Source organism: Micromonospora haikouensis (assembly GCF_000876225.1).
Classification (GTDB): domain Bacteria; phylum Actinomycetota; class Actinomycetes; order Mycobacteriales; family Micromonosporaceae; genus Micromonospora; species Micromonospora haikouensis.
This window is the reverse complement of sequence record NZ_JXSX01000001.1, coordinates 1296975-1322127: the sequence shown is the minus strand read 5'-3', so window position 1 is coordinate 1322127 and position 25153 is coordinate 1296975. Positions and strand designations below refer to the sequence as shown.

19 protein-coding genes are annotated in these 25153 nt (G+C 72.2%); 5 read left to right on the top strand and 14 right to left on the bottom strand.

Annotated features, from left to right (window positions below; genetic code table 11):
* Positions 1-56: 56 nt before the first annotated feature.
* From TK50_RS05985 to TK50_RS05950, 8 genes are all read right to left on the bottom strand, one after another.
* Positions 57-941: a hypothetical protein gene (locus tag TK50_RS05985; RefSeq protein WP_052503635.1), complete on the bottom strand. Its 885-nt coding sequence runs from the start codon at positions 939-941 to the stop codon at positions 57-59.
* 76 nt (positions 942-1017) lie between these two features.
* The gene (locus tag TK50_RS05980) at positions 1018-5007 is read right to left on the bottom strand and encodes an SGNH/GDSL hydrolase family protein (RefSeq protein WP_241773933.1); all 3990 of its coding nucleotides are present in this window, start codon (positions 5005-5007) and stop codon (positions 1018-1020) included.
* 147 nt (positions 5008-5154) lie between these two features.
* Positions 5155-6435 carry an ABC transporter permease gene (locus tag TK50_RS05975; RefSeq protein ID WP_043961824.1) on the bottom strand — a complete coding sequence of 427 codons (1281 nt, stop codon included), beginning with the start codon at positions 6433-6435 and terminating at the stop codon, positions 5155-5157.
* Positions 6436-6438: 3 nt separating this feature from the next.
* Complete coding sequence (locus TK50_RS05970; RefSeq protein WP_043961823.1) at positions 6439-7770, bottom strand: ABC transporter permease; 1332 nt, start codon at positions 7768-7770, stop codon at positions 6439-6441.
* A complete protein-coding gene (locus TK50_RS05965) occupies positions 7767-9314 on the bottom strand; it encodes an ABC transporter ATP-binding protein (RefSeq protein WP_338390903.1) in 1548 nt (515 codons plus the stop codon). Before TK50_RS05965 ends, TK50_RS05970 begins: the two co-directional genes overlap by 4 nt.
* Positions 9315-9575: 261 nt before the next feature.
* The gene (locus tag TK50_RS05960) at positions 9576-10646 is read right to left on the bottom strand and encodes a BMP family lipoprotein (RefSeq protein WP_043961821.1); all 1071 of its coding nucleotides are present in this window, start codon (positions 10644-10646) and stop codon (positions 9576-9578) included.
* 275 nt (positions 10647-10921) lie between these two features.
* Complete coding sequence (locus TK50_RS05955) at positions 10922-11263, bottom strand: hypothetical protein (RefSeq protein WP_043961820.1); 342 nt, start codon at positions 11261-11263, stop codon at positions 10922-10924.
* A gap of 59 nt (positions 11264-11322) precedes the next feature.
* Complete coding sequence (locus TK50_RS05950) at positions 11323-12285, bottom strand: hypothetical protein (protein ID WP_043963938.1); 963 nt, start codon at positions 12283-12285, stop codon at positions 11323-11325.
* A gap of 98 nt (positions 12286-12383) precedes the next feature.
* Between TK50_RS05950 and TK50_RS05945 the strand changes: the two genes are divergently transcribed.
* Positions 12384-12974, top strand: a complete 591-nt coding sequence (locus TK50_RS05945; RefSeq protein ID WP_043961819.1) for a TetR/AcrR family transcriptional regulator — start codon at positions 12384-12386, stop codon at positions 12972-12974.
* Positions 12975-13055: 81 nt separating this feature from the next.
* On the opposite strand, the gene TK50_RS05940 is transcribed toward TK50_RS05945, so the two are convergent.
* The 4 genes from TK50_RS05940 to TK50_RS05925 all read right to left on the bottom strand — a co-directional run bounded on the left by TK50_RS05940 (position 13056) and on the right by TK50_RS05925 (position 18835).
* A complete protein-coding gene (locus TK50_RS05940; protein WP_043961818.1) occupies positions 13056-14903 on the bottom strand; it encodes a glycoside hydrolase family 13 protein in 1848 nt (615 codons plus the stop codon).
* Positions 14904-15042: 139 nt separating this feature from the next.
* Positions 15043-15945, bottom strand: coding sequence for a sugar ABC transporter permease (locus TK50_RS05935; RefSeq protein WP_043961817.1), 903 nt, complete (start codon positions 15943-15945; stop codon positions 15043-15045).
* The gene (locus TK50_RS05930; RefSeq protein ID WP_043961816.1) at positions 15942-17579 is read right to left on the bottom strand and encodes an ABC transporter permease subunit; all 1638 of its coding nucleotides are present in this window, start codon (positions 17577-17579) and stop codon (positions 15942-15944) included. Before TK50_RS05930 ends, TK50_RS05935 begins: the two co-directional genes overlap by 4 nt.
* Positions 17579-18835 carry a sugar ABC transporter substrate-binding protein gene (locus TK50_RS05925; RefSeq protein ID WP_043961815.1) on the bottom strand — a complete coding sequence of 419 codons (1257 nt, stop codon included), beginning with the start codon at positions 18833-18835 and terminating at the stop codon, positions 17579-17581. Before TK50_RS05925 ends, TK50_RS05930 begins: the two co-directional genes overlap by 1 nt.
* Before the next feature lie 198 nt (positions 18836-19033).
* On the opposite strand from TK50_RS05925, the gene TK50_RS05920 reads away from it, so the two are divergent.
* From TK50_RS05920 to TK50_RS05905, 4 genes are all read left to right on the top strand, one after another.
* Positions 19034-20095: a LacI family DNA-binding transcriptional regulator gene (locus TK50_RS05920; protein WP_043961814.1), complete on the top strand. Its 1062-nt coding sequence runs from the start codon at positions 19034-19036 to the stop codon at positions 20093-20095.
* A 135-nt stretch (positions 20096-20230) separates the two neighbouring features.
* Positions 20231-21868 carry a glycoside hydrolase family 13 protein gene (locus tag TK50_RS05915; RefSeq protein WP_043961813.1) on the top strand — a complete coding sequence of 546 codons (1638 nt, stop codon included), beginning with the start codon at positions 20231-20233 and terminating at the stop codon, positions 21866-21868.
* A gap of 253 nt (positions 21869-22121) precedes the next feature.
* Positions 22122-23198, top strand: coding sequence for an alkene reductase (locus tag TK50_RS05910; protein ID WP_043961812.1), 1077 nt, complete (start codon positions 22122-22124; stop codon positions 23196-23198).
* A 66-nt stretch (positions 23199-23264) separates the two neighbouring features.
* On the top strand, positions 23265-23585 hold the full coding sequence (locus TK50_RS05905) for a DMT family transporter (RefSeq protein ID WP_043961811.1): 321 nt from the start codon (positions 23265-23267) through the stop codon (positions 23583-23585).
* Between the two features lie 68 nt (positions 23586-23653).
* On the opposite strand, the gene TK50_RS05900 is transcribed toward TK50_RS05905, so the two are convergent.
* Both TK50_RS05900 and TK50_RS05895 read right to left on the bottom strand, forming a co-directional pair.
* Positions 23654-24100, bottom strand: coding sequence for a hypothetical protein (locus TK50_RS05900; RefSeq protein WP_043961810.1), 447 nt, complete (start codon positions 24098-24100; stop codon positions 23654-23656).
* Positions 24101-24171: 71 nt separating this feature from the next.
* Entirely contained in the window at positions 24172-25107 is a 936-nt protein-coding gene (locus TK50_RS05895) for a YhjD/YihY/BrkB family envelope integrity protein (RefSeq protein ID WP_043961809.1), read from the bottom strand.
* Positions 25108-25153: the final 46 nt, after the last annotated feature.

Here is a 25153-nt window from a genome sequence, read left to right as displayed (position 1 = left end):
TCTGCCCAATTCACGCCGGTCAGGGGCGGGCAGGGCGGGGACGACGGCGACCCGGTTCAGCGGACGGCCAGTTCCGCCAGTTGCTCGGGGGTCACCTCGGTCAGGTGCGCCGCTGCTGCCGCCACGTCGGCGGTGGGGGTATCCGGCCCGGGTCGCAGGAGCACGAGGGCCTCGCCACGGCGGACGAGGTGCACGTCCCCGCTGCTCTCGGCGCGGACCCAGTGCTCGTGGCCTGCCACCCGGCACGGCTGCGGTGCGGGCGCCCCGCGCTCGTCGTCCGACACGGAACTGCCGGCCATGGCCGGCCCGCAGCTCACGGGCGGGGCGAAGTCCGCAGGCAGCGGCACCACGCGGACCATTATCGAGTCCTCCCCTCGCTCGATGCGTACGGAGAGGACCCGTTCCTGGCCGAAGGCATGGGCATTGGCCACCTGGTAGCCCTCCACCTGCGGCACGACGAGCGGAAGCCCGAGATGGGCGAAGCCGTCGCGAAGGGCGTACCGCCTGCCCGGCTCCCGCAGCGCGGGCGCGGCCGCCCACGGTAGGAGCAGCGCCAGGGCCAGCCCCACCCGGACGACCCGGTGACGGGCCTCCATGGCCGCGACACCGGCGGCGAACCCGACCGTGCCGAGCAGCACCGCCAGCCACACCGGCAGCGGCCCCGAGAACGGCCGGAAGGCTTGGGCGACCAGTGCCCCGCCGCCCGAGGCCACCGCGCCGAGCAGGGCCGCCGGAAGCGGCCGCGCGGCCCGTGTCGCCCGCAGCAGGAGCCACCCGATCGCGGTGACGACCACCGGCCCGACGATCAGGGCGGGAAAGGCGAAGCCGAGGCAGGCACCGATGGTGTCGGTCTTGCAGGACCGCTGAAAGCGGACCTGTTCGTGCCAGAGCGCGGCGAGCACGCCGGCCCCGGCCCCGCCGCACAGAGCCGCGGCGGCCATGCCACGGAACAACCTCAAGGGGCCCTCCGGGGTTCAGGCGGAAGGCCCGGCGCGGACGCCGGGCCTTCCGCATCGATCACCAACGGTAGTTGTACAGGTCCATGTAGTCGTTCAGGATCCCGGCGTACGCCAGGTAGCCCGCCTTGTTGGGATGGAACGCCTCCATGCTGACGAACTGCACCGGGTCACCGTCGCCGTCGTCGATCACATCGGGAAAGGAAGGGCCGTTCACGTAATAGTCGCTGCCGCAGACGGTGTGGCCCGCGAAGCTGCCTCGCGCGTCCATGCCGTGGACCTTGTTCGCCGCGTCCGAAGGCAGCACGTTCGCGACGAGCCAGTCGGACATCTCGTTCAAGAAGATGGTCTCGTTCCAGGAGAAGCCGCCGGTCACACCGGGCAGCACCACGCCGAACTCACACTGCGGCTCGAACAGGTGCGGATATCCCATGACGAAGATCCGGGCGTTCGGTGCGCGCAGCCGAACCTGCCGGACGACCTCCTGCACGGAGGCCTTCACCTCGTTCTTGATCAAATCTTCCTGGACCGTCCGCAGGTCGTCGTCGTCACCGTCCATCGTGTAGTTGCCGTCACCGCACTCGAGGGCCTTGACGCAGGCTGTGGCGACATCGGTGAAGCGGGCGTCGTTGCCGCCGATCGAGAACATCACCGCCGTGGTGTTGGCGTTCAGGGACCCCTGGTCGATCTGGCTGATCTCGCCGTACTGGCCCTTGACCTCCTTGTCCTGCCATTTGCCGCCCGAAACCAGGTCGCGGCTCATCACGTTGTGGGCCCGGGCGCCGCTGCACGCCACGAACTGCGCGTCGATGGTGACGTTGTGGCTGGCCGCCAGGCTGCCGATGGTGCCGGGCGCGCCCGGGATGGTGGCCTTCTGGGACCAGGCGTTCGGGCTGCGCCGGCACGAGTTGCGGTTGGCGGCGTCGTCGCCGTACTGGTCGCTCACCCGGGTGTAGTCACCGCTGCCCTCGCCCGAGGAGTACGAGTCGCCCAGCGCGACCACGAAGTGCCGGGGCTTGCTCGGCAACGGCTGGACGGCGATGGCGTCCCAGGCGATGTCCTGCACCCCGGTGCCGTCCAGGGTGAAGTTGCTCAGCTCCACCTTCGGTGTGCCGCTGCCGGTGAAGTCGAAGACGCCCAGGTTGACCCACTTGTTGGCCTCCCACTGGGTGGGGATGGTCCGGTGCTCCGTGGTGCCGTTCGGGCGGCGGACGACGTACTTCGCCTGTCGGGTGTGCGCGCCGTGGTCGGGCAGGTGCACCCACACCCGGGTCCACGCGTTCGTGGGATTGATCGTCCAGGTGCCGGTCACCCGGTAGTTGGGCTTCTCCGCCTGCTTGTAGGTGTGGCTGAACCAGAAGTGGCCGCCGAATCCGGCGCCGATCTGATGGAAGTCCACCTTGCCCGGGGTCACCACGTCGCCGCTGAACTGCGTGTACGTGGCGAAGTTCAGGCCGAACTCACCACCCCTGGTGAAGTTCGGGGTGCAGCCCTCCGCCCCGAGCGGGACGCTCGTCTTGATGTCGTCGATGATCCGCACGCCGCTGGGCAGGCCGTCCACCTTGCACGTTCCGTCGCCGTTGACCGGCGTGGGGTGGATGTTCTCCCCCGGTTCCGTGTAGGGCCGGGGCTCGACGCTGGTGAACGTGCGGCGCTCGACGCCGCACTTCGAGGCGCAACTGGCCCAGGTGACGGGCCCGTGCCACCAGCACTTCAGGTCGTCGCGCTGGCACGCGCCGGCCTTCGTGGTCGGGTAGTCACCCGGAATCTTCGGCGGCAGCGTCTCGTCGCAGTTGTTGACGTTCGGCTCGCAGAACGTGTACCGGGCGGGCTGCCCGTTCGACGGCGCACCGGGCGACCAGGCCGTCTGGTACGTCGGGAGGTACTCCTCCTCCTCGTAGTTGTAGCGGATCAGCGACGTGTAGCCGAAGCCGATCACCCGCTCCGGGTACGACCAGTGGTTGGGATGCTTCGCGTTGTCGTAGGCGATCTCGTCGTCGACGATCAGATGCCCGGACGAGTCGTAGATGTCCAACGGTGCGGTGAGGAACATCGCCCGGTCCGCCGGGTAGTCGGTGTTGGCGGGGTTGTTCGACCAGCCGACGCCGTACGGGGCCGACGGGCTCTGGGGGTTCTGGGGATAGAAGCCGGTGTTGTACGCCCAGATGGCGAACCACCAGTTCTCCAGGTACTGCGGGTCACCGTTGTTGGCGATCAGGCCCGCGTTGCGGGTCTGGTTCCACTTGTCCTGGAGGATGCGCAGGCCGGCGGCGACGTTGACGGCGTAGTCCGTCGCGACCGCCTGCTGCTTCGTCGCGTCCCAGGTCACCCCGGCGATCACCTGGCCGGTGTCGGACCGCTTCATGCCCGACGTGACCTGACCGGCGCCGTAGCCGCAGTCGGTGTGCTCCCAGTCGATGAACTCGTAGTTCGGGTCTTCCAGGTCGAGCCCGTAGTAGCCGAGGCTGGTCAGCGGGTTGCCCACCGAGGCGTCCACGGCGTGGCGGCTGGCCTGCCAGAGGTTCGACTCCTGCGCCAGGATGCCCAGGAAGACCTGCGCGGGCACGTTGCCGCCGCCGGCGAGCGGCAGGGACGGGAACATCCCCTGCGGCGAGTACGCCGACATGCCGTTGTTGTTCCAGTTGGCCGGCCGCTGGAAGGTCAGCATGCCGCGTACCGCCAGGTCCGCCGCCCATTCCATCTGCCGTACGGTCGGCTGGTAGACCTGGATGGTCGGGTCGTTGCGGGACACCGCGCAGGTGCGGTCCGGGTCGGTCGGCACGTTGGGGTCGCCCGTGGAGGCGGTCGCCCGCGACCCGGAGCCCGTCGACGTCCCTGCCCGACCGCCCAGGGCAGGCGAGAGCCGGCGTCCCGCCCCGCTGTCCTCGGGTCGCACGGTGAACGCCAGTGGGCCGCCGTTGGCCGTGCGCCGGGCCGAGATGTCCACCCGGTCCGCCTGACCGCTGTCCGGTCGTTCCGCCGGCCGCCCGGCCGCCTCGCGACCGGTGGTCGCCCGGGACACCACGAGCGCCCCGGTCGTCGACACGTCGCTGTCCGGCAGGCCGTCGATCGCCGACCAGCCCGGAGGCAACTGCTCGGTCATCCGGGCCTCCGCCCGCCCGCCGACCGCGAAGACCCGCCCGCCCGCGCCGGCGCGGAGCTTGATCTCACCCTTCGGTGCCGATCCGTGATCGCTGATCCGGCCGGCGGCGAACCGCTTGAACTCGGTCCGTCCGTCTTGGACGACCTGGAAGGCGACCGCGTCGCGGCCGTCGGCGAGCAGGCGGAACGGGCTGGCCGAAGCGGTCGCCACGGTGGTGGTCCTGCCCTTGGCTCCGATGCGCACCAGGCTCGCGCCCTTGGAGCCGATCAGCTCTTCACCGACGGGCACGGTCGAGGTGACCTGACCGGCGGCCCGGACCGCGCGGATCGCCCGGGTCGGGTGCGCCGCGTCGACGGTGCCGATCCAGGTGTGCGCCGCCCCGCCAGTCGGGGCGGGCATCTCCAGCCGGGAGAGGACGGCCCGCTCGCCGGCACCGCAGCCCGGGTTGTGGTAGGCCAGCGAGACGCGTTCACGCAGCTTCGTGACCGCGCCGGTGTCCAGGTCGACGACGGCGGCGAAGCCGCCCCGCTGCATGAGGGGTTCCCGGTTGGTGAAGGTCCGGGGGCCGTAGACGACCACGGCGCGGCGGCCGGAGCCGGTGACGCACGCCTGGCCGATCCACTGGTCGGCGTCGAGGCCGGGCTCGGCGAGGGTCGCCGCCGTGCGCCAGGCGTAGGCCTGCGCCTCGTCGGCGACGAGCAGGTGCAGGCCGGTCGCATCGCTGGAGGTGGTGACGGCGCGGTCCGTGGACCGCCGCCACCCCGCCCCCAACCGGGCGTCGGGGTCCGGCACCCGGTCGGGGTGGGTCGGCGCGGTGGCCTTCTCCGTGCTGCCGGCGGGTCGGGGCTCGGGCGGTCCGCCGGGGGGCTTGGCGGTCGCGGTGGACGGTGCGGACAGCAACGTGGTGGCGCAGAGCAACGCCGCCAGGGCTGTCAGGGGCCGTTTCATGGTCACCTCACGCAGACGAGGGAATCTGCGCGAAGGGTCGACCATCCCGTCACCGTCAGGTCATCGATACGGCACAGGACGGAGACGCCCGTGCCCGGCGGGCAGGCCGCCGGGCACGGGCAACGGTCAGGTGTCGGCGACCGGGCGTCAGCCCTTGATGTACGGCTTGCCGTCGGCGGCGGGCGCCCGGACCCGGCCGACGAGCCCGGCCACGGCCAGCATGGTCGCGAGGTAGGGCAGCATCGCCAGGAACTGGCTCGGGATGCCGCTGCCGATCGCGCCGAGGTACGTGCCGAGCTGGTCGGCGAAGCCGAAGAAGAGCGCGGCGAGCAGCGCGCCGGTGGGGCTCCACCGGCCGAAGATCAGCGCGGCGAGGGCGATGAAGCCCTTGCCACCGATCATGTTCTTGGTGAACGAGTAGAGCGCGAGCGTGTACGACGCCCCGCCGATCCCGGCCACCACCCCGGCCAGCAGCACGTTGCGGTAGCGCACGCGCAGCACCTTCACGCCTAGGGTGTCGGCGGCGGTCGGGTGCTCGCCGACGGCCCGGGTCCGCAGGCCCCACCGGGTGCGGAACAGCGCGATGTGGATGACCAGCACCAGCAGCAGGCCGAGGTAGAGGAAGAGGTTGCTGCGGAACAGCGCCGGCCCGAGCACCGGGATGTCGGAGAGCAGCGGGATCTCCCAGGTGCCGAACCGGGGCGCGGAGTTGTACTTCTGCGCGTCGGTCTGCATCAGCCGCTCGTAGAGGAAGCCGGTGACGCCGACGGCCAGCAGGTTGAGCACGATGCCCATGACGACCTGGTCGACCAGGTAGCGGATGGCGAACACGGCGAGCAGCAGCGAGATGAACGCGCCGCCGATCGCGGCGGCGACCAGGCCCACCCACACGCTGCCGGAGAGGCTGCCGAACAGGGCGCCGCTGAACGCCCCCATCAGCAGTTGGCCCTCGATGGCGACGTTGACCACGCCGGACCGCTCGCAGAGCACGCCGGCGAGGGCACCGAAGATCAGCGGCAGGGCCAGGATGAACGTGCCCCGCACCATGTTGACCATCGGCATGAAGTTGCGCCCCTCGGGGGCCGCCGAGACCTGCCAGCACAGGAACGACAGCACGAAGGCGACGATGCCGACCCCGAGCAGCGTGGTGAGCCAGCGCTTGGGCACCCCGGCGAGCAGGGCCACGCCGCTCGCCGCGGCGATGACGCCGAACAGGATCGCGCCGATCGTGCCGTCGATCTCCAGCGCCGCGCCGCCGTCGGTCTCGCTGAGGGTGAAGCGGGCCTGCTGGTCGGTGGCGAGGGCCCCGAAGACCACCGTCGCGACGACCCCGAGCGCCAGCAGCACCGCACCGATCTTTCGGGTACGGGTCCAGAAGCCCTCGTCGACCTGGGCCACCGCCACGTCCGGGACAGCCATGGTTGACATGCCTTACCAGCCCTTCGCCAGGCTCGTCTGCAACCGGGCGGCGCGGGCGGCCCGGAGCTGGAAGATCGCCTTCACCAGGGCCGGCGCGGCGATGAAGATGACGATCAGCGCCTGGAGCACGGTGACCAGCTCCAGGGAGATGCCCGCGTACCCCTGCATCCGGTTGCCGCCGGCCTGGAGCGCGCCGAACAGCAGCGCGGCCAGCAGCACCCCCCACGGCTTCACCCGGCCCAGCAGGGCCACGAGGATGCCGTCGAACCCGATCTGCGCGATCACCAGCGGGGTGAGCGCGTTCGCCGTGGAGCCGAGCACCATCTGGCTGCCGCCGAGGCCGGCGAGCAGGCCGGCGATGGCCATCATCAGCACGTACGTGCGGGGGACGCTGATGCCGGCGGTGCGGGCGGCGTCCGGGTTGGCCCCCACGGCGCGCAGCTCGAAGCCGAACGTGGAGCGGTTGAGCAGCCAGGCGACGAACCAGGTGGCCAGCACGGCGAGCAGGATGCCGGCGTGCACCCGCAGGTTGTCGCCGAGCAGCCGGGGGAACTGGGCGGAGGAGTCGACGGGCCGGCTGATGGCGTCGGCCCGGTTCGGGTTCTGCACGCCGCTCTGGACGATGATCCAGGAGAGGAAGTACAGCGCGACGTAGTTGAGCATGATCGTGTTGATCACCTCGTGGGCACCGGTGCGCGCCTTGAGGATGCCCGGGATGAACCCCCAGAGCGCGCCGCCGGCCGCGCCGGCGAGCACGGCCACGATCAGGTGCAGCACCGGGGGCAGCGGCAGCAGGAAGCCGGCCAGCGCGGCGAGGATGACGCCGATGGTGGCCTGGCCCTGCGCGCCGATGTTGAACAGGCCGCCGCGGAAGGCGAGCGCCACCGACAGGCCGGTGAACACCAGCGGGGCCGTGTAGGTCAGCGTCTCCGAGATCGGGCTGAGCGCGGCGGTGAAGCCGGACGCCTCCGGGTCGAAGATCGCGCCCTTGAACAGGTTCGCGTACGCCTCGCTGACCACCGTCCAGCTGGAGTTCAGCGCGTCGGAGGGTCGGGCGGTGATGTAGCCGTAGGTGGCCAGCACGTCCGGGTCCGAGACGATGATCAGCACGGCGCCGACGAGCATCGCCAGCAGCACCGCGAGCACCGTGACGGTCACCGTGTTGGCCGCCCACAGGTTGTCCAGGAACAGCCGGCCCAGGGACGGGCGGGGCTCCTGCGCCGGCCGCTTCGGCGCGGTGGCCGTCGCGGCGCGGTCGACACCGCCGGCCGCCACCTGCGCGGCCTGCGCCTCGGTCGCCGGCTCCTTGTCGGGCGAGCCCGACGCCGGGTTGGGGTTGCTCATGCCTCGTCCTCGCTACCGGGGCCGTCGGGGGCCGGGGTCGCCGCGTCGGGGGCCCGCTTCTCGGCCCCGGGGGCCGGGGTCGCCGCGTCGGGGGCCGCGTCGGGCGTGATGCCGGCCATCAGCAGGCCGATCTCCTCGCGGGGGGTGTCCGGGCCGACGATGCCGATGACCCGGCCGCGGTACATGACCGCGATCCGGTCGGCCAGGCCGATCACCTCGTCCAGTTCGCTGGAGACGACCAGGACGGCGGTGCCCACGTCCCGTTCCCGGATGACCCGGGAGTGGATGAACTCGATGGAGCCGACGTCGACGCCGCGGGTCGGCTGGGCGGCGATGAAGAGCTTCAGCGGCCGGGACAGCTCCCGCGCCACGATCACCTTCTGCTGGTTGCCGCCGGAGAGGGTGCCGACCGGCGCGTCCGCCGAGGGGGTACGGACGTCGAACTGCTCGATCCGTTCCCGCGCCGAGGACGCGATGGCGTCGGGTTGCAGGGACAGGCCCCGGCCGAAGGGCGGCCGATCGTAGATGTCCAGCACCAGGTTCTCGGCGACGCTGAACTCCTTGACGAGGCCGTCGACGCTGCGGTCCTCGGGGACGTAGCCCACCCCGGCGCGCAGCACCTTCTTCGTCGACCAGCCGTGCACCTGCTCACCGTCGAGGGTGACCGTGCCGGCGAGGACGGGCCGCAGCCCCATGATCGCCTCGATCAGCTCGGTCTGCCCGTTGCCCTGCACGCCGGCCACGCCGAGCACCTCGCCCGCGTGCACGGTCAGGTCGACCCCGTCGACGGCGCGGATCTGCCGGTCGTCGTCGACGACCAGGCCGGCGACCTCCAGGATCGGCTTGCCGGGGGTGGCGGGCTGCTTGTCCACGGTCAGCCGGACGCTGCGGCCCACCATCAGGGCGGCCAGCTCGTCGCGGCTGGCGGTCGGCGAGGCGGTGCCGACGGTCTTCCCGCGCCGGATCACGGTGATCCGGTCGGCGATGGCCTTGACCTCGCCGAGCTTGTGGGTGATGAAGACGATCGACTTGCCGGCGGCCTTGAGCGACCGCATGACCGTGAGCAGTTCCTCGGTCTCCTGCGGGGTGAGCACGGCGGTCGGCTCGTCGAGGATGAGCAGGTCGACGTCCCGGGTGAGGGCCTTGACGATCTCCACCCGCTGCTGGATGCCGACCGGCAGGTCCTCGATCACCGCGTCCGGGTCGACGCGCAGGTTGTAGCGCTGCGAGACCTCGGCGACCTCGCGCCGGGCCCGCCGCCGGTCGAGGAACCCGGCGATGCCGCCCTTGACCTGCTCGGCCCCGAGCATGACGTTCTCGGCCACGGTGAAGACCGGCACCAGCATGAAGTGCTGGTGCACCATGCCGATCCCGGCCGCGATGGCGTCGGACGGGCCCTTCAGCTTCAGCGGCGTGCCGTCGACCAGGATCTCGCCCTCGTCGGGCTGGTAGAGCCCGTAGAGGACGTTCATCAGGGTCGACTTGCCGGCGCCGTTCTCGCCGAGCAGGGCGTGGATCTCTCCAGGCTCCACCGTCAGGTCGATGTGGTCGTTGGCGACCAGATCACCGAACCGCTTGGTGATGCCGCGCAGTTCGAGTCTCAGCGCAACCTCCTGGAGTGCGAGCGATGGTGCAGCGTAGCCGCTGCCGAGCCGCCGGTCACCGGGTCCGCCCGGGCGTCGGGTGGTGCGGACCGGCCGCCCCGACCACGTGGGTGGTGTGCCCGCGTGCGTCGAGGCGGCCGGTCGTCGTGCCTGGGGTCCCGCCGGCCCCGCCGCCGGGAGCGCGGCGGGGTGGCGGGGCGGTCACTTGGCCGGCTGGGCCTTCGAGGTGACCGTGATGGTGCCGGCGGCGATGTCGGCCTTGATCTTCTCGACCTCGGCCTTCAGGTCCGCCGGGACCTTGCTGTCGAACTCGTGGTACGGGGCGATCGACACACCGTTGTTGGCGAGCGTGCCCACGAAGCCGGGGCTGGCCTGGAGCTTCTCCCCGCCGGCGGCCTTGACCACGGCCTCCTTGACGGCGTCGGCGATGTTCTTGACCACGGTGGTCAGCAGCGCCGGGCAGTTCGGGGTGCTCTCGCAGCCGTCGGCGTCGACCCAGATGGCCGAGTACTTGCCGCCGGAGGCCTGCGCCGCCGCGGTGGTGCCGAGGCCCGCGCCGCCGGCGACCGGCATGATGATGTCCGCGCCCTGGGCGACGAGGGTGTCGGAGACCTTCTTGCCCTCGTCCTGCTTGACGAAGTCGTTGGTGAAGGAACCCTTCTGGGTCTCCTTGTTCCAGCCCAGGACCTGGACGTTCTTGCTCTTGGTCTTGTTGTAGTACGCCACGCCGTCGGCGAACCCGTCCATGAAGATCGTCACGGGCGGGATCGGCAGGCCGCCGTAGGTGCCGACCTTGCCGGACTTGCTCATCCCGGCGGCCAGGTAGCCGGCCTGGAACGCGGCCTGGGCGGTGTCGAACTGCATCGGGTAGACGTTCGTCTCCGGCAGCTTCGAGTCGACGATCCCGAACTGCTGGTTGGGGTTCGCCTTCGCGATCTTCGAGGTCGCGTCGCCCATCAGGCCACCGACGGCCAGGATGAAGTCGCACTTCTGGTTGACGTACTGGGTCAGGTTGACCTCGTAGTCCGCCTCGGCCTTCGACGCGACGTACTTGATGTCGATGTTGCTGTTGGCCTTCTGGGCCTCCTGCAGGCCCTTCCAGGCGGAGGTGTTGAACGACTTGTCGTCGATGCCGCCGACGTCGGTCACCATGCAGGCGCTGTACTTCTTGGCGCCCGCGTCGCCCGCGCCGTTGTCGTCCTTGGGGGCCTCACCACACGCGGCGGCGCCCAGCACGAGCCCACCCGCCACGAAGGCGGAGGCGATCCGCATCCCACGCACAGAGCGCAAGACGTCTCCTTCCCATTGCACACCGCTCTGCGCGGTGGCAGCCCTTGAGCCGGCCTGCTTTGTGGCCGCCGGCGTCCCACGTTACGGACGGGAGCGTACGCCCGCGCCCACCCACCGGCCGACAATCGTGCACGACTGTTGAGTGCCTGTTACCCCTACGTAACCCTTGGGTGGGGCACATCACTTCTCGTGCCGGTAGTGGACCGGTCGGGCGTCACGAACGTCCGGTTCCCACGGCCTCTCCCCTGGCCAGGGCGTTAGCGCCAGAAGACCGCCACCGCCGCGTTGACCAGGGTCAACCCGACGATCGCGAGGAAGTGGCCGCGGTTGACCGTCTCCCGCTTACGGGAGAAGAAGACCATGACAAAGATCAGCAGCGCGAGCACCAACTTGGTAACAAGTTTGGCGGGGGCCGGTTCGTCGCCGTCGCGCAACGGGGCGGACAGCCCGATTCCGGTCAGCAGGCCGATGACCGACCCCCAGAGCATGGCCGCGTTGATCCGCAGCCGACCGCTGACGTACTGGGCGATCGCGCCGCCGAGCAGCAGCGCGAACCCGATCAGGTGAACGTAGAGGAGTACCAGGCGAAGAGCTTCCATCCGGCCATCCTCCCCTATCAACGACGTCTTGTAGTAGGGGGCTCGCTGGCGGGAACGGCTCAGCCCGCGCCGGGCGCGGCTGCGCCACGTCGGCGGGCCGCCAGCACCAGGGCGAGGCCGGCCAGGGCGTAGCCGGCGAGCACCGCGAGCGACCGGCCGGAGCCGGCCCCGCCGAAGAAGGCGACCGAGCGCAGCAGCGTGCCGCCCGCGCCCAGCGGCAGCCACTGCCCGACCGTCCCCCACGGCTGCGGCAGCAGCTCCGGGGCGGCGGCGACCGCCGAGAGGGGGTTGCCGACCAGGAAGACCAGTAGCGCGCCGAGCCCGACGCCGGGGCGACCGAGCAGCGCGCCGAGGCCCGTCACCGCCCCGGCCACGGCCAGCGCCAACAGGCCGATCGCGCCCGCCTCGGCCAGCGGGTCGCCGCCGAGGATCCCGAGCCAGCCGTGCAGCACCGCCACGCCGGCGAGGCCGGCCAGCGCCGCGTACCCGAGCAGGCCGGCGAGCCGCGCGGCCCGGCCGGGGACCAGCAGGACCAGCAGGGCGCCGGCGAGCATGCCGCTCAGCGCGAGCGGCAGGAACCCGGCGGCGAACCCGGCGCCCCGGGGATCGTCCGGGTCGGCGGGCACGACCTCGGTCACCGGCACGGGCCGGCCGTCGCCGAGCCGCGCGGACGCCTCGGCGAGCAGGGCGGCGACGGTGGGGCTGGCGGCGGGGGCGGTGTGCAGGGAGACGCCGGCGGGGCCGAGGACCCAGGCGGCGTACACCTCGCGGTTGCGCAGCGCCCGGTCGGCCGCCGCGGCGTCGGGCAGCGTGGTCACCGCGAACGCGCCGGGGCCCGCGGCGGCGAGCCGGCCGGCGAGGTCGGCGGCGGCCGGCGCGGGGCCCGCGACGGCGACCGGCAGATCGCGCGGCGCGAGGTGCGTCGCCGGGGCGGCGAACAGGGGTACGAGCAGCGCCTGCACCACCACCGCGAGCGCGGCGAGGCCGAGGGCGAGCAGCAGCGGCGACCGGAGTCGGGCCATCTCCACTCCTTAAAACGAACGTTCGTTCTCTTAAAGACGAGGGTGCGCCCGACGCGGCCGCCACGTCAAGAACGAGCGTTCGTTTTACGCTGAGAGGCGTGCCACGCGTCTCCGACGAACACCTCGCCGCCCGCCGCCAGCAGATCCTCGACGCCGCCCGCCGCTGCTTCCTGCGCGACGGCTTCCACCGCACGTCCATGCAGGACGTGATCGCCGAGGCCGGGCTGTCGGTCGGCGCGGTCTACCGCTACTTCCCCAGCAAGAACGACCTGATCACGGCGATCGCCCAGTCGGTGGTCGGCGGCGCGGACCAGGTCTTCGCCGGGCTCACCGCCACCGATCCGCCGCTGCCGCTGGTCGAGGCCCTCGACCGCGCCCTGACCTACGTCGACGGGCAGGCCGGCCCCGACGGCATCCTCCCCCTGGCCCTGCAGGTGTGGAGCGAGGCGCAGCGCGACCCGGCCCTCGCCGAGTTCGTCCGGGCCACGTACGACCGGCTGCGCGGACACTTCGCGGTGCTCGCCGCGCGCGCCCGGGAAACGGGCGAGTTGCCCCCCGACGCCGACCCGGAGGCCGTCGGTGCCGCCCTGTTCGGCCTGATCCCCGGCTACTTCACGCAGAAGATCCTCACCGGCGCACCGGACCGCGCCACCTATCTGGCCGGGATCCACACCCTCCTCCGCCCGTAAGGAAAGGCCCCCTATCAACGCCTACGGCAGAGAAGGGAACCCCTCTCACGCCGAGTGTCGATAGGGGGCCCTTCCTGCCAACTACAGCCGCCAGAGTTGGAAGGTGGGGCCGTCTGCGGGGAGGGTCACCGCGCCGTCGGCGTCCGGGCACAGTGCCGGGGCACCGCCGTAGGCGTTCTCGGCGGCCGGCAGGCCGGCGATCCGGACCGGGGTGCCGGCCGCGCGCCGGGCCAGCACCAGCACGCCGCCGGTGGGCGTCTCGCGGAGGAAGACCAGCGTGTCCGCGTCGACGTGCACCCAGCGCAGGCCGCCGTGGCGCAGCGCCGGCTCGGCCCGGCGCAGCGCGATCAGCCTCCGGTACGCGGCGAGCGTGCCCGCGTCCCAGCTGCCCGGCCGGTGCCACGGCATCGGGGTACGCGAGCCCTCCCCGTTCGCCCCGGTCAGCCCCAGCTCGTCCCCGGCGAAGATCACCGGGGTGCCCGGCATGGTGGCGAGCAGCCCGGCGGCCACCTCCTGCCGGGCGGCGTCGCCGACCACGGTGCGGATCCGGGCCGAGTCGTGCGAGCCGAGCAGCTGCCACGAGTGCACGTACGACCGCCAGGAGACCAGCGACCGGTAGGTGTCCAGGGTGGCCCGCACGGCGTGCGCGTCGCGCCGCCGCACCCCGCCGGGCGTGCCGAGGAAGTTCGGCACGGGCTCGTCGCCGTGGCGCAGCCAGGACCAGACGGGGTCGGTGAAGCCGACGTAGTTCATCGTGCCGTGCCAGCCGTCGCGGTCCAGGTCGCTGGTGTGGTCGTGGCCGTGCTCGGCGAGCACCAGCCCGTCGGCCCTGGTTTCGGCCACCACCTCGCGCAGCAGCCGCGCCACCTCGTGGGTGTACGCGTCCGCGCCGCGCCGCCCGGTCATGTTCGCCACGTCGACCCGCCACCCGTCGAGCGAGTATGGCGGGCGCAGCCAGCGGCGCAGCAGCGAGTCCTCGGCGGTGGCGAAACGGCGGCGCAGCTCCGCGCTGCCCCAGTTGAGCTTCGGCAGCGACTTCACCCCGTTCCACGACTCGTAGTCCCCGGTCACGGCGTCGAAGTAGTACAGCTCCCGTTCGGGGGCGGTCACGTCGGAGACGGCGGCGGTGAACCAGTGGTGGGCGTCGCCGGTGTGGTTGCTGGTGATGTCGCCGAGCAGCCGCCAGCCCCGGGCGTGTACCGCGTCGGCGAGCCGGGCCAGCGCGGCGTCGCCGCCGAGCAGCGGGTCGACGGTGTCGAAGCTGGCCGCGTCGTAGCGGTGGTTGGAGCGGGCCGGGAAGATCGGGGTGAGGTAGACGGTGTTGACGCCGAGCCGGTCGAGGTGGTCGAGCCGCTCGGCGATGCCGTCGAGGTCGCCGCCGTAGAACTGGCGGGGGGTGTGCGGGCCGCGCCCGATCACGGGGGTGTCCCAGTCGCAGGGGACGGCCCAGTCCGGGGCGGTCCGGCCGTCGGCGGCGGCGGAGCGGGCGAACCGGTCGGGGAAGATCTGGTAGATCACCGCGTCGCGGGCCCAGGCCGGCGGCGGGGCGTGGCTGACCAGCTTGAAGTCGCCGTGGTCGGGCACGTCGTGGTCGGCGAGGCCGGCGGCGGTGAGCCAGCGGTAGTCGCCACGGGCGTCGGTGAGCAGGAACCGGTAGTTGCTGACCGGGTTGCGTACCTCGACGTCGGCGCGCCACCAGACGTCGGAGCCGGTGCGGCGGTCGACGGTGGCCTCGGCGAAGCGCGGCTCGCCGTCGGGGGTGCTGCGCACGTGCACGGAGCGCACGTCGACCCCGACGGGGACCCGGACGAAGACGGGGACGGTCTGCCCGAGGGCGGGTTCCTGCTCGGGGACGTAGGCGGCGGAGCCGTCGTGGTGCGGGCCCGGGGAGACGGTGCGGCCCGGGGCGGCGGTGCGGCGCTGGGACATGGTGCGGCCTTTCGGGTCGGGTCGACGGGGAGTGGGCGGGCACCCGCCGCGGTCGGTCACCCGACCGCGGCGGTCCGCCCGGAAACCGCTCCGGTGTACGTCGACACGACGCCCTTGCCGCAGCGTGAGCCGAGGAGGCTCAGCCCTTGACCGCTCCGGCGGTGAGGCCGGAGACGATGTACCGCTGGAGGAGCTGGAAGACCAGCACGGTGGGGACGGCGGTGAGCAGGGTGCCCGCCGCGAACATCCCGAAGTTGTTGTTGCGCTCACCGGCGACCAGGCCGAACATGCCGACGGCGAGGGTCTTCGACTCGGTGTCGGTCAGGAACACGTTGGCGATCATGAACTCGTTGATCGTGCCGATGAACGACAGCAGGGCGGTCACCGCCAGGATCGGCGCCACCAGCGGCAGCATGATCCGGAAGAAGACCTGGGCGTGCGACGCGCCGTCCATCGTGGCCGACTCGTCCAGTTCCCGGGGCAGCGTGTCGAAGAAGCCCTTCATCAGCCAGGTGTTCACGCCGAGCGCGCCGCCCATGTAGAGCAGGAACAGGCCCCACGGGGTGTTGAAGCCGATCGCCGGCCACAGGTCGGTGACCGTGGTGAAGATCAGGAAGATCGCCACGATCGCCAGGAACTGCGGGAACATCTGGATCAGCAGCAGGGTGAGCAGCCCGACCCGGCGGCCGGCGAAGCGCATCCGGGAGAACGCGTACGCCGCCAGCGAGGACAGGAAGATGGACACGAAGCTGGCCAGCCCGGCGATCAGCAGCGAGTTGACGAACCAGTGCCCGAACGCCGTGTCGGCGAACAGGTTGGCGAAGTTCTCGCCCGACACCCCGCCGGTCGGCACGAGGGAGGTCGACGAGAGGGTGCCGAGCGGGTTGAGCGCGGCCGAGAGCACGAACAGGATCGGGAAGAGGCTGAACGCCACGGCCAGCACCCCGACGACGTGCCGCCAGCCGACCTGGGCCAGCCAGCGGTTGCGCCGCCGGCCGGCGGCGGTGCGGTCGACGGCGGGGGTGTGCGCGTAGGTGGTCACGAGTAGACCTCCTCCTGCTTGCGGGTGTTGCGGAAGCTGATCGCCGACACCGTCGCCACGATCGCGAAGATGAAGATCGACACCGCCGCCGCCATGCCGAACTCCGCGCCCTGCGCGCCGAAGGCCAGCCGGTACGTGTAGGTGATCAGCAGGTCGGTCGCCCCGTTGCGCGGGTTGTCCGCCGGGAACGGGCCGCCCTCGGTGGTCAGCCAGATCGCGTTGATGTTGTTGAAGTTGTACGCGAACGACGCGATCAGCAGCGGCGACAGCGCGACGAGCAGCAGCGGCAGGGTGACCGCGCGGAACGACTGCCAGGGCGACGCGCCGTCGACGGAGGTGGCCTCGGTCAGCTCCTTGGGGATGGCCTGGAGCGCGCCGGTGGCGACCAGGAACATGTACGGGTAGCCCAGCCAGAGCTGCACCAGCAGCACCGCCGCCCGCGCCGACCAGTCCTGGCCGAACCAGTCGACGCCGAGGCCGAACAGGTTGTTGATCAGGCCGAAGTCGGTGTTGAACATGTCCCGCCAGACCAGCAGCATCGCGAACGACGGCATGGCGTACGGGAGGATCAGCAGCACCCGGTAGAGGTTGGTGCCGCGCATCCGGGGCGAGTGCAGGGCCAGCGCGATGGCCATGCCGAGTCCGAAGGTGAACCCGGTGGAGCCGATCGCGAAGGCGAAGTTCCACAGCAGGGTGCCGAAGAACGGCCCGGAGATGTTCGGGTCGGTGAGGACCCGGGAGAAGTTCTCCAGCCCGACGTTGACCTGCCAGCCCTGCGCGAGGCGCTCGCCGTCGGCGGCGACGAACGACCCGGTCGCCTCGTCGGCGGTCCACCGCTTGCCGCTCTCGCTGTCGGTGACGCAGTCGCACCCGGCGTCGTACGCCCGGATGGCCCGGCCCTCGTAGGCGCGGGACAGGCCGGAGGAGCGCAGCGCGCCCCCGGCGGTGGGCACCACCAGGTCGGTGATCTCCTGGCTGCGGGCGCTGGCCTGGCCGAAGTTGAGCACGGTGTAGCCGTCGGCGGCGGTGACCTTGCCGCCGGAGCCGACGGTGACGTCGGCGGCGTCGAGCCGGCGCAGCCCGTCGGCGTCCCCGGCGGAGACGGCGCCGGTGGCCGGATCGGTGACCAGGAAGACCAGCGCGCCGGTGGCAGGGTCGCCCGCGGTGGCGACCGACAGGGCGTACTCGGTGGAGCCGGGGACCTGCTTCACCGAGGAGCTCTGGATCGCGACGACGGCGTCGTCCTTGCTGCCCCGGTGGCCGTCGCCGAAGTTCGTGAAGGCGGTGCTGGCGGTGTAGAGCACCGGGAAGACCTGGAAGGCGATCAGGAAGAGCGTGCCGGGGACCAGGTACTTGGCGGGGATGTGCCGGGGGGTGAGGTAGAGGTAGAACAGGCCGGCGGTGGTGGCCGCGAGCAGGGCCAGCCCGACCCACTTCTCGGCCTCGACGAGCGGGAAGGCCGCCCAGAGCGCGATCCCGGCCACGAGGCCGAGCAGGATCACCTTGACGACGAGGCCGGTCGCGGTGACCGGCGCGTGGTGCCGCGCGGTGCGGGCGGTGCGCGGGAGCCCGGGGCCGACGGGCCCCCGGCCCGAGGTCCGCGTGGACCCCGGGCCGGACAGCTTCGTGCTCATTACTTGATCTGGCCGGAGATCGTCTTGCCGGCCGCGGTGATCGTCTTGGCCGGGTCGGCGCCGCCGATGATCGCGGCCTCGGCCTTGCCGAACGGGTCCCAGATCGCGGCCATGGCCGGGATCGCAGGGAGCACCTGGCCGTTCTTGCCGGCCTCGGTGAACTTGGCCAGGTCCGGGTCGCTGCCCTTGACCTGGTCGAGCGCGGCGGTCAGGGCCGGCGGGCGCGGCTCGGCGTTGTACAGGGCCACGGCCAGTTCCGGCTTGGTGGTGTAGTTCGCCACGAACTCCTGGGCCAGGGCCTTGTTCTTGCCCTTGGCGGCCACGTAGAACGCCTGGACGCCCACGAACGGCTGCGCCTCCTTGCCGCCGGCGAAGCCGGGGACCGGGGAGATGTCGTAGGAGATGTTGGCCTTCTTGGCGTCGGCGATGGCCCACGGCCCGGAGACCAGGAAGGCGCACTTCTTGCCGGTGAAGGTGGCGATCGAGTTCTCGGGGGTGATGGAGCGCTTGAGCGCGCCCTCGCCCTTCTCGCCGAGCTTCGCGATCTTCTGGAACGCGGCGATCGACTCCGGCTTGCCCACGCCCAGGTCCTTCGGGTCGTAGTCGCCGTTGGCGGCGGTGCCGAAGAGGTAGCCGCCGGCCGAGGTGTACAGCGGGTAGATGTGGTAGGCGTCGCCGTTCTGGCCGGACTGGAGGCAGAGGATCTCGCTGGCCTTCTTGTCGGCCTTGAGCTTCTTGCCGGCGGCGACCAGGTCCTCGATCGTCTTCGGGGCCTCCGGGGCCAGCTCGGTGTTGCGGATCAGCGCCAGGTTCTCCATGGCGTACGGCACGCCGTAGAGCTGGCCGTTGAAGGTGACGGCCTTGACGGCGGTCTCGTTGAAGCCGCTCTTCTGGTCGGCGGCGAGCTGCACCGGGTCGATGGCGCCGTTCTGGACCAGGTTGCCGATCCAGTCGTGCGCGCCGACCACGACGTCGGGGCCGCTGCCCTGCTGGGAGGCGGTGACGAAGTTGGTCTGCAGGTCCTTCGAGACGGCCTGGACCTCGACGGTCACGCCGTTCTCCTGGCCGAACTTCTCGGCGAACGGCTTCAGGGCGGCGGTCCGCTTGTCGTCGGCCCAGATCACCAGCTTCCCGCCGGTGGCGCCGGCGGACTCCTTCGCGGCCGGCGCGCTGCTGTCGTCGTCGCTGCCACCGCAGCCGGAGGCGGCCAGCGCCAGGCCGAGGACGGCGACCACACCCGCGGTACGGATGCGCATCGGTACTCCTGTCGTCATGGCGATCCGCCGGGGGAAGGGCGGCCCGCCAGTGGGAACCTCTGTAAGTTCTTTCCTACCGGCGCGGGGATGCTGCGCCGCTGCTCTCGCGTGTTGCCGGGACGTTAGCAAGATGTTGCGGATGATGGAAGGGCTTGCAGAAAGGTACGCAAGAACTTGCCCGTGAGCTAAAGTGCCGCCATGCGCGCTCGACTGTCCGACATCGCCCAACAGGCCGAAGTCAGCGAGGCCACGGTGTCGCGGGTGCTCAACGACCGCCCCGGCGTGGCCCCGGAGACCCGGCAGGCCGTCCTGACCGCCCTCGACGTCCTCGGCTACGAGCGCCCGGCCCGGCTGCGCAAGCGCAGCGCCGGCCTCGTCGGCCTGGTGGTGCCGGAGCTGGACAACCCGATCTTCCCCGCGTTCGCCCAGGTGATCGAGTCGACCCTGGCGCAGAGCGGCTTCACCCCGGTGCTGTGCACCCAGACCCCGGGCGGCGTCACCGAGGACGAGTACGTCGAGATGCTGCTCGACCGCCAGGTCTCCGGAATCGTCTTCGTCTCCGGGCTGCACGCCGACACCGCCGCCAACCACGACCGGTACCGCGCGCTGATCGCCCGGCCGCTGCCCGTCGTCATGATCAACGGGTACGTTCCCGGGATCGCCGCGCCCTTCGTCTCCTGCGACGACCGGGAGGCGACCGAGCTGGCCGTCGCCCACCTGGTCGCTCTCGGGCACCGGCGGATCGGGCTGATCACCGGCCCGGACCGGTTCGTCCCCGTGCAGCGCCGGGTGGCCGGCTGGCGGGCCGCCATGGGGCGCCTGGCGGGCCTGCCCGAGGCCGAGCTGGCCGAGCTGGCCGAGCTGACCCTGTTCGGCGTGGAGGGCGGCGAGGCCGCCGCGGGGCGGCTGCTGGAGCGCGGGGTGACCGGCGTGGTGTGCGGCTCCGACCTGATGGCCCTCGGCGCGATCCGGGCGGCCCGCCAGCGCGGCCTGTCCGTCCCCGGCGACCTGTCCGTGGTGGGGTACGACGACTCGCCGCTGATGGCCTTCACCGACCCGCCGCTGACGACGATGCGCCAGCCGGTGGCTGCCATGGCGGTGGCCGCCGTGCGGGCCCTGGTCGACGAGATCAACGGGCACGCCGCCCCGCACTCGGAGTACCTGTTCCGGCCCGAGCTGGTGGTGCGCGGCTCCACGGCGGTCGTCCGGCAGCCGGCCGCCCGGCAGCCCGCCGCCGCTCTCGCGAGGAGCGCCGGCTGACCGCCGTCATTTCTTGCGCAAAGCCTGCTTGACTCTTGCAGGCGTGGGGCGGCATTCTGCTCTGACCACCCGGTGGCACACCGCCGTGCCACGCACCCCACGCCGTCCCGCGCCACAGAACGGGGATCGCCACCCATGACCGCCAGCACCCCCACGCCGCTGACCTCCGACGACGACTGGTGGCGCTCCGCGGTCGTCTACCAGGTCTACGTCCGCAGCTTCGCCGACTCCAACGGCGACGGCGTCGGCGACCTCCAGGGCATCCGCGAGCGGCTGCCGTACCTGCGCGACCTCGGGGTCGACGCGCTCTGGCTGACCCCCTTCTACACCTCGCCGATGGTCGACGGCGGCTACGACGTGGCCGACTACCGCGACGTCGACCCGATGTTCGGCACCCTCGCCGACTTCGACGCCATGATCACCGACGCGCACGCGCTCGGCCTGCGGATCATCGTCGACATCGTGCCCAACCACACCTCCAGCGCGCACCCGTGGTTCGTCGCCGCGCTCGCCACCGCCCCCGGCTCCCCGGAGCGGGCCCGCTACCTGTTCGCCGAGGGCCGGGGCGAGCACGGCGAGCTGCCGCCCAACGACTGGGAGAGCATCTTCGGCGGGCCGGCCTGGACCCGGGTGCCCGACGGCCAGTGGTACCTGCACCTGTTCGACCCGGCCCAGCCCGACCTCAACTGGCGGCACCCCGAGGTGCGCGCCGAGTTCGAAGACGTCCTGCGCTTCTGGCTCGACCGGGGCGTCGACGGGTTCCGCATCGACGTGGCCCACGGCATGATCAAGGCCGAGGGGCTGCCCGACGTCGGCTTCAACTCGATGACCGGCGGCCGACGCCAGTCCGAGCTGCTCGGCAAGGGCCGGCTGCCGTACTTCGACCAGGACGAGGTGCACGAGATCTACCGGGCCTGGCGGCCGATCCTGGACAGCTACCCCGGCGGCCGGATGGCCGTGGCCGAGGCGTGGGCCGAGACGCCGCAGCGGCTCGCCCGCTACATCGGGCCCGACGAGCTGCACCAGGCGTTCAGCTTCGACTTCCTCGACGCCACCTGGTCGGCCGACTCGTTCCGCAAGGTGATCGACACCGCGCTGGCCGAGGCGACCATCGTCGGCGCGCCGACCACCTGGGTGCTGTCCAACCACGACAAGCAGCGGCACGTCACCCGCTACGGCGACGGCGAGGTCGGCCTGCGCCGGGCCCGCGCCGCCAGCCTGCTGATGCTGGCCCTGCCCGGCTGCGCCTACCTCTACCAGGGCGAGGAGCTGGGCCTGCCGGAGGTGCTCGACCTGCCCGACGAGCTACGCCAGGACCCGTCGTTCCTGCGCACCGGCGAGAGCAGGGACGGCTGCCGGGTGCCGATCCCGTGGAGCGGCGAGCTGGCCCCGTACGGCTTCGGGCCGGCCGGCAGCGAGCTGAGCTGGCTGCCGGCCCCCGCCACCTGGGCAGCCCTCTCGGTCGCCGCCCAGGCCGGCACGCCCGGCTCGACCCTCGAGCTCTACCGCGCGGCGCTGCGGGCCCGGCGCGCCCACCCGGCGCTCGCCCGCGACGCCGACGGCGTGACCTGGCTGGAGACGACCGGCCCCGGCGTGCTGGCGTTCCGCCGCACCGGCGGCGGCGCGGAGCTGACCTGCGTGGTCAACCTCAGCGACGCGCCGGTGCAGATCGACGGGTACGGCCAGCCGGTCGTGGCCAGCGCGGAGCTGACCGGGCAGGGCACCGGGCACGTCCTGCCGGTCGACGCCGCCGCGTGGTTCGAACGGCGCTGACCCGGGTACAGCCCGCAGTGGACCCCTGGTCGTCCGTCGTGCTCCGCGCCGACGGGCGGCCGGGCAGCCGACCCCTTGTGGTGGGGGGTGAAGGTGGCGCCGGCGCCCCGTGGAGTTTCGCTCCACGGGGCGCCGACGTCCGTCCGGGACGGCCCGCGGGGTGTCCCCGATCACCGTCCACCCGGGAAGTTTCGGGGCCCCGGGCGACTTCCTGCATCCAGAAGCGCCAATCGCAGGGACAGGAGCCGGGACAATGGACACCGCATTCGACGCCGTCACCGTCGGCCGCCACACCCTCCGCAACCGGGTGGTCATGGCGCCCATGACGCGTAGCCGGGCGCACGGGCCCGGGGCCGTCCCCACGGAGCTGATGGCCACCTACTACGCCCAGCGCGCCGGCGCCGGGCTGATCGTCACGGAGGGCGTGCAGCCCTCGGCGGTCGGCCAGGGCTACCTGAACACCCCCGGCCTGCACACCGCCGAGCAGGTCGCCGGCTGGCGGCGGGTGACCGACGCGGTGCACGAGCGGGGCGGCGTGATCTTCGCGCAGCTCATGCACGTCGGGCGGATCGCCCACCCGGACAACACCGCCCACGGCTCCGCGCCGGTCGGCGCGTCCGCCGTGCCGGCGGCCGGGACGATCGTCACCCCCACCGGCCCGCAGGAGTTCCCAACCCCGCAGCCGCTGGACGCCGAGGGCGTCCGGGCCACCGTCGCGGACTTCGTCGCGGCGGCCCGCAACGCCGTCGACGCGGGCTTCGACGGGGTGGAGCTGCACGGGGCGAACGGTTACCTGCTGCACCAGTTCCTCTCCACCAACGCCAACCGGCGCGACGACGAGTACGGCGGCGACCCGACCGGTCGCATCCGGCTCGTCGTCGAGGTGGTCGCCGCCGTGGCGGAGGCGATCGGCGCCGACCGGGTCGGGCTGCGGATCTCGCCGGCCAACCCGTACAACGACATCGCCGAGGACGACCACCGCGAGACGTACCTGGCCCTGGTCGACGCGCTGAACCCCCTCGGGCTGGCGTACCTGCACGTGGCCGAGGGGGCGGACACCGAGTTCACGCCCGTGCTGCGCGAGCGGTGGGCCGGGGCGCTGATGCTCAACCCGTACACCCCGGGGGCCTGGACCGGGCCGGAGGCGCTGAAGCTGGTCGAGCGCGGCGACGCCGACCTGGTCTCGTACGGAGCGCTGTTCCTCGCCAACCCCGACCTGCCCCGGCGGCTGGCCGGGGGCGGCCCGTTCAACACCCCCGACTACACGACCGCCTACGGCGGCGGGCACGAGGGCTACACCGACTACCCGGCGCTGCCCGACCAGGGCTGACCCCGCACCCGGGCGCGTCCCCGGCCAACGGGGACGCGCCCGCGACCGGCGCGGGAGAATCCCCGCATGGCGTACCTGTTCCTGGTGCTCGCGATCGCGTCCGAGGTGGCGGGGACGAGCCTGCTCAAGGCGACGCACGGGTTCACCCGGCTGTGGCCGACGCTCGGGCTGGCGGTGGCGTACCTGGCGGCGTTCGGGCTGCTCTCGCTCGCGGTGCGGGAGATCCCGGTCGGCGTCGCGTACGCGATGTGGTCCGGGCTGGGCACGGCGGCGATCGTCGCGGTCGGGGCGGCCTTCCTCGGCGAGCCGCTCAGCGTGACGAAGGTCGTCGGCGTGGCGCTCGTCATCGCCGGGGTGGTGGTGCTCAACCTGGGCGGGACGCACTGAGCGGCGGGCCGCCGGATCCGGCGGCCGACGGTCAGCAGCTCGGCGGGCGGATCGGCACGGCGGGCGGGTCAGCTCCCCTTCTCGGTGAGCAGCTTGGCGATGCGGGCGAAGCCGGCGCGCAGCTCGGCCTCGGCGGGCGCGGGGCGGGGCCCGGCCGGCTCCCCGGCCGCCTCGGCGGCGGCCTCCAGCTCGTCGTCGATGACGTCGTCGAAGTCGCCGTAGAGGTCGGACGCCTCGATCCGGGCCGCCTCGTCGGAGGCGGCGATGCGGGCGGCGGCGATCTCGCCACGGATCTCGTCGGGCGACAGGGCGGGCACCAGGGGCTCCACCACGGCCATGAGCTGCTCCTCGGCCACCACCGACTCGGCGAGGGCCAGCGCGTGCGGGCGCTCGTAGGGGCCGCAGACCACCGGCTCCCACTCGTCGGCGTCGTCGAGCGGGCCGAACGTGATGATCCACGGCAGGCCGAGCATCGGAGAGTCGTCCGGCAGGTCCAACGTCACGAGTGCGCCCACGCGCTCATCATGGCCGGTCCTCACATTCACGTGTGAGGCATTTGCCCGAATTAGCCGGGTGGTTGCGCCGGTCATCCCGCCCCGCCGGGCGTGCCCGGACCGGTGTCGACGTCGGCACCGGCGTCGAGGTCGGCCGGCGCCGCCCCCTCGGCCAGGTCCACCACCCGGCCGTACGGGCTGGTCGCGGCCAGCGCCGCGCCGAACAGGACGAGCTGGTTGAGCAGGTAGAGATAGAGCAGCAGGCCGACCGCGCCGGCCACCACCGTGTACGCCGGGTTCCGCTCGGTGCGCACCACGTAGAACCGCCCGACCGTGTTCAGCAGGGTGATGCCCACCGCCACGGCGAACACCACCGGGCGCAGCCGGCGGCGGCTCATCCGCAGCCGGGGCACCGCCACCAGCAGGGCGGCGGCCAGCACCGCGTTGACCAGCACGCTGAGCACGGCGCTGACCACCGTCAGCCCCACCGACCCGGTGCTGCGCAGCAGGAAGCGCAGCAGCGACTCCAGCGCGTCCACGGCGGCCACCGACAGGCCGAGCAGGACGAACACCCCCACCAGCACGCCCAGGTCGACCAGCCGGCGCACCACCAGGTTGCCGGGCTGCTGGTTGAGCCCGTACATCAGCCGCTGCGACGAGCGGATCGCCTCCACCCAGCCGATCCCGGTGAAGACCAGGATGACCAGGCCCACCACCCCGACCGTGTTGCTGCTCTGCGCGATCTGCGCCGGGTCGAGGAAGGGCAGGTTCTCCTTGAGGAAGCCGGCCGCCGCGTCGCTGACCTCGTCGTTGTCCTCCAGGATCGCCCCGAAGACCGAGTACGCGACCAGGGCTAGCGCGAAGACCGCGAAGAAGCCGTAGTAGGCGATCGCCGCCGCCAGCCGCCCGCCGAGTACCTCCGCGTAGAGGTTGCCGGCCCGCCACAGGTGGTCGAAGGTCCGCGACCGGCGGCGCGCCGCGCTCACCCGCCGGTCGATGCCGGCCTCGATCCGCCCGAAGACCTCCACGCCGTCATCCTCGCCGATCCGCCGCCTGCACGGGAGAGCGTCGCCG

Coding starts and splice junctions, on each gene's coding strand:
- TK50_RS05985 (WP_052503635.1), bottom strand. CDS start 941: ATGGCCGCCGCGGCTCTGTGCGGCGGGGCCGGGGCCGGCGTGCTCGCC.
- TK50_RS05980 (WP_241773933.1), bottom strand. CDS start 5,007: ATGAAACGGCCCCTGACAGCCCTGGCGGCGTTGCTCTGCGCCACCACG.
- TK50_RS05975 (WP_043961824.1), bottom strand. CDS start 6,435: ATGTCAACCATGGCTGTCCCGGACGTGGCGGTGGCCCAGGTCGACGAG.
- TK50_RS05970 (WP_043961823.1), bottom strand. CDS start 7,770: ATGAGCAACCCCAACCCGGCGTCGGGCTCGCCCGACAAGGAGCCGGCG.
- TK50_RS05960 (WP_043961821.1), bottom strand. CDS start 10,646: ATGCGGATCGCCTCCGCCTTCGTGGCGGGTGGGCTCGTGCTGGGCGCC.
- TK50_RS05955 (WP_043961820.1), bottom strand. CDS start 11,263: ATGGAAGCTCTTCGCCTGGTACTCCTCTACGTTCACCTGATCGGGTTC.
- TK50_RS05950 (WP_043963938.1), bottom strand. CDS start 12,285: ATGGCCCGACTCCGGTCGCCGCTGCTGCTCGCCCTCGGCCTCGCCGCG.
- TK50_RS05940 (WP_043961818.1), bottom strand. CDS start 14,903: ATGTCCCAGCGCCGCACCGCCGCCCCGGGCCGCACCGTCTCCCCGGGC.
- TK50_RS05930 (WP_043961816.1), bottom strand. CDS start 17,579: ATGAGCACGAAGCTGTCCGGCCCGGGGTCCACGCGGACCTCGGGCCGG.
- TK50_RS05925 (WP_043961815.1), bottom strand. CDS start 18,835: ATGCGCATCCGTACCGCGGGTGTGGTCGCCGTCCTCGGCCTGGCGCTG.
- TK50_RS05920 (WP_043961814.1), top strand. CDS start 19,034: ATGCGCGCTCGACTGTCCGACATCGCCCAACAGGCCGAAGTCAGCGAG.
- TK50_RS05915 (WP_043961813.1), top strand. CDS start 20,231: ATGACCGCCAGCACCCCCACGCCGCTGACCTCCGACGACGACTGGTGG.
- TK50_RS05910 (WP_043961812.1), top strand. CDS start 22,122: ATGGACACCGCATTCGACGCCGTCACCGTCGGCCGCCACACCCTCCGC.
- TK50_RS05905 (WP_043961811.1), top strand. CDS start 23,265: ATGGCGTACCTGTTCCTGGTGCTCGCGATCGCGTCCGAGGTGGCGGGG.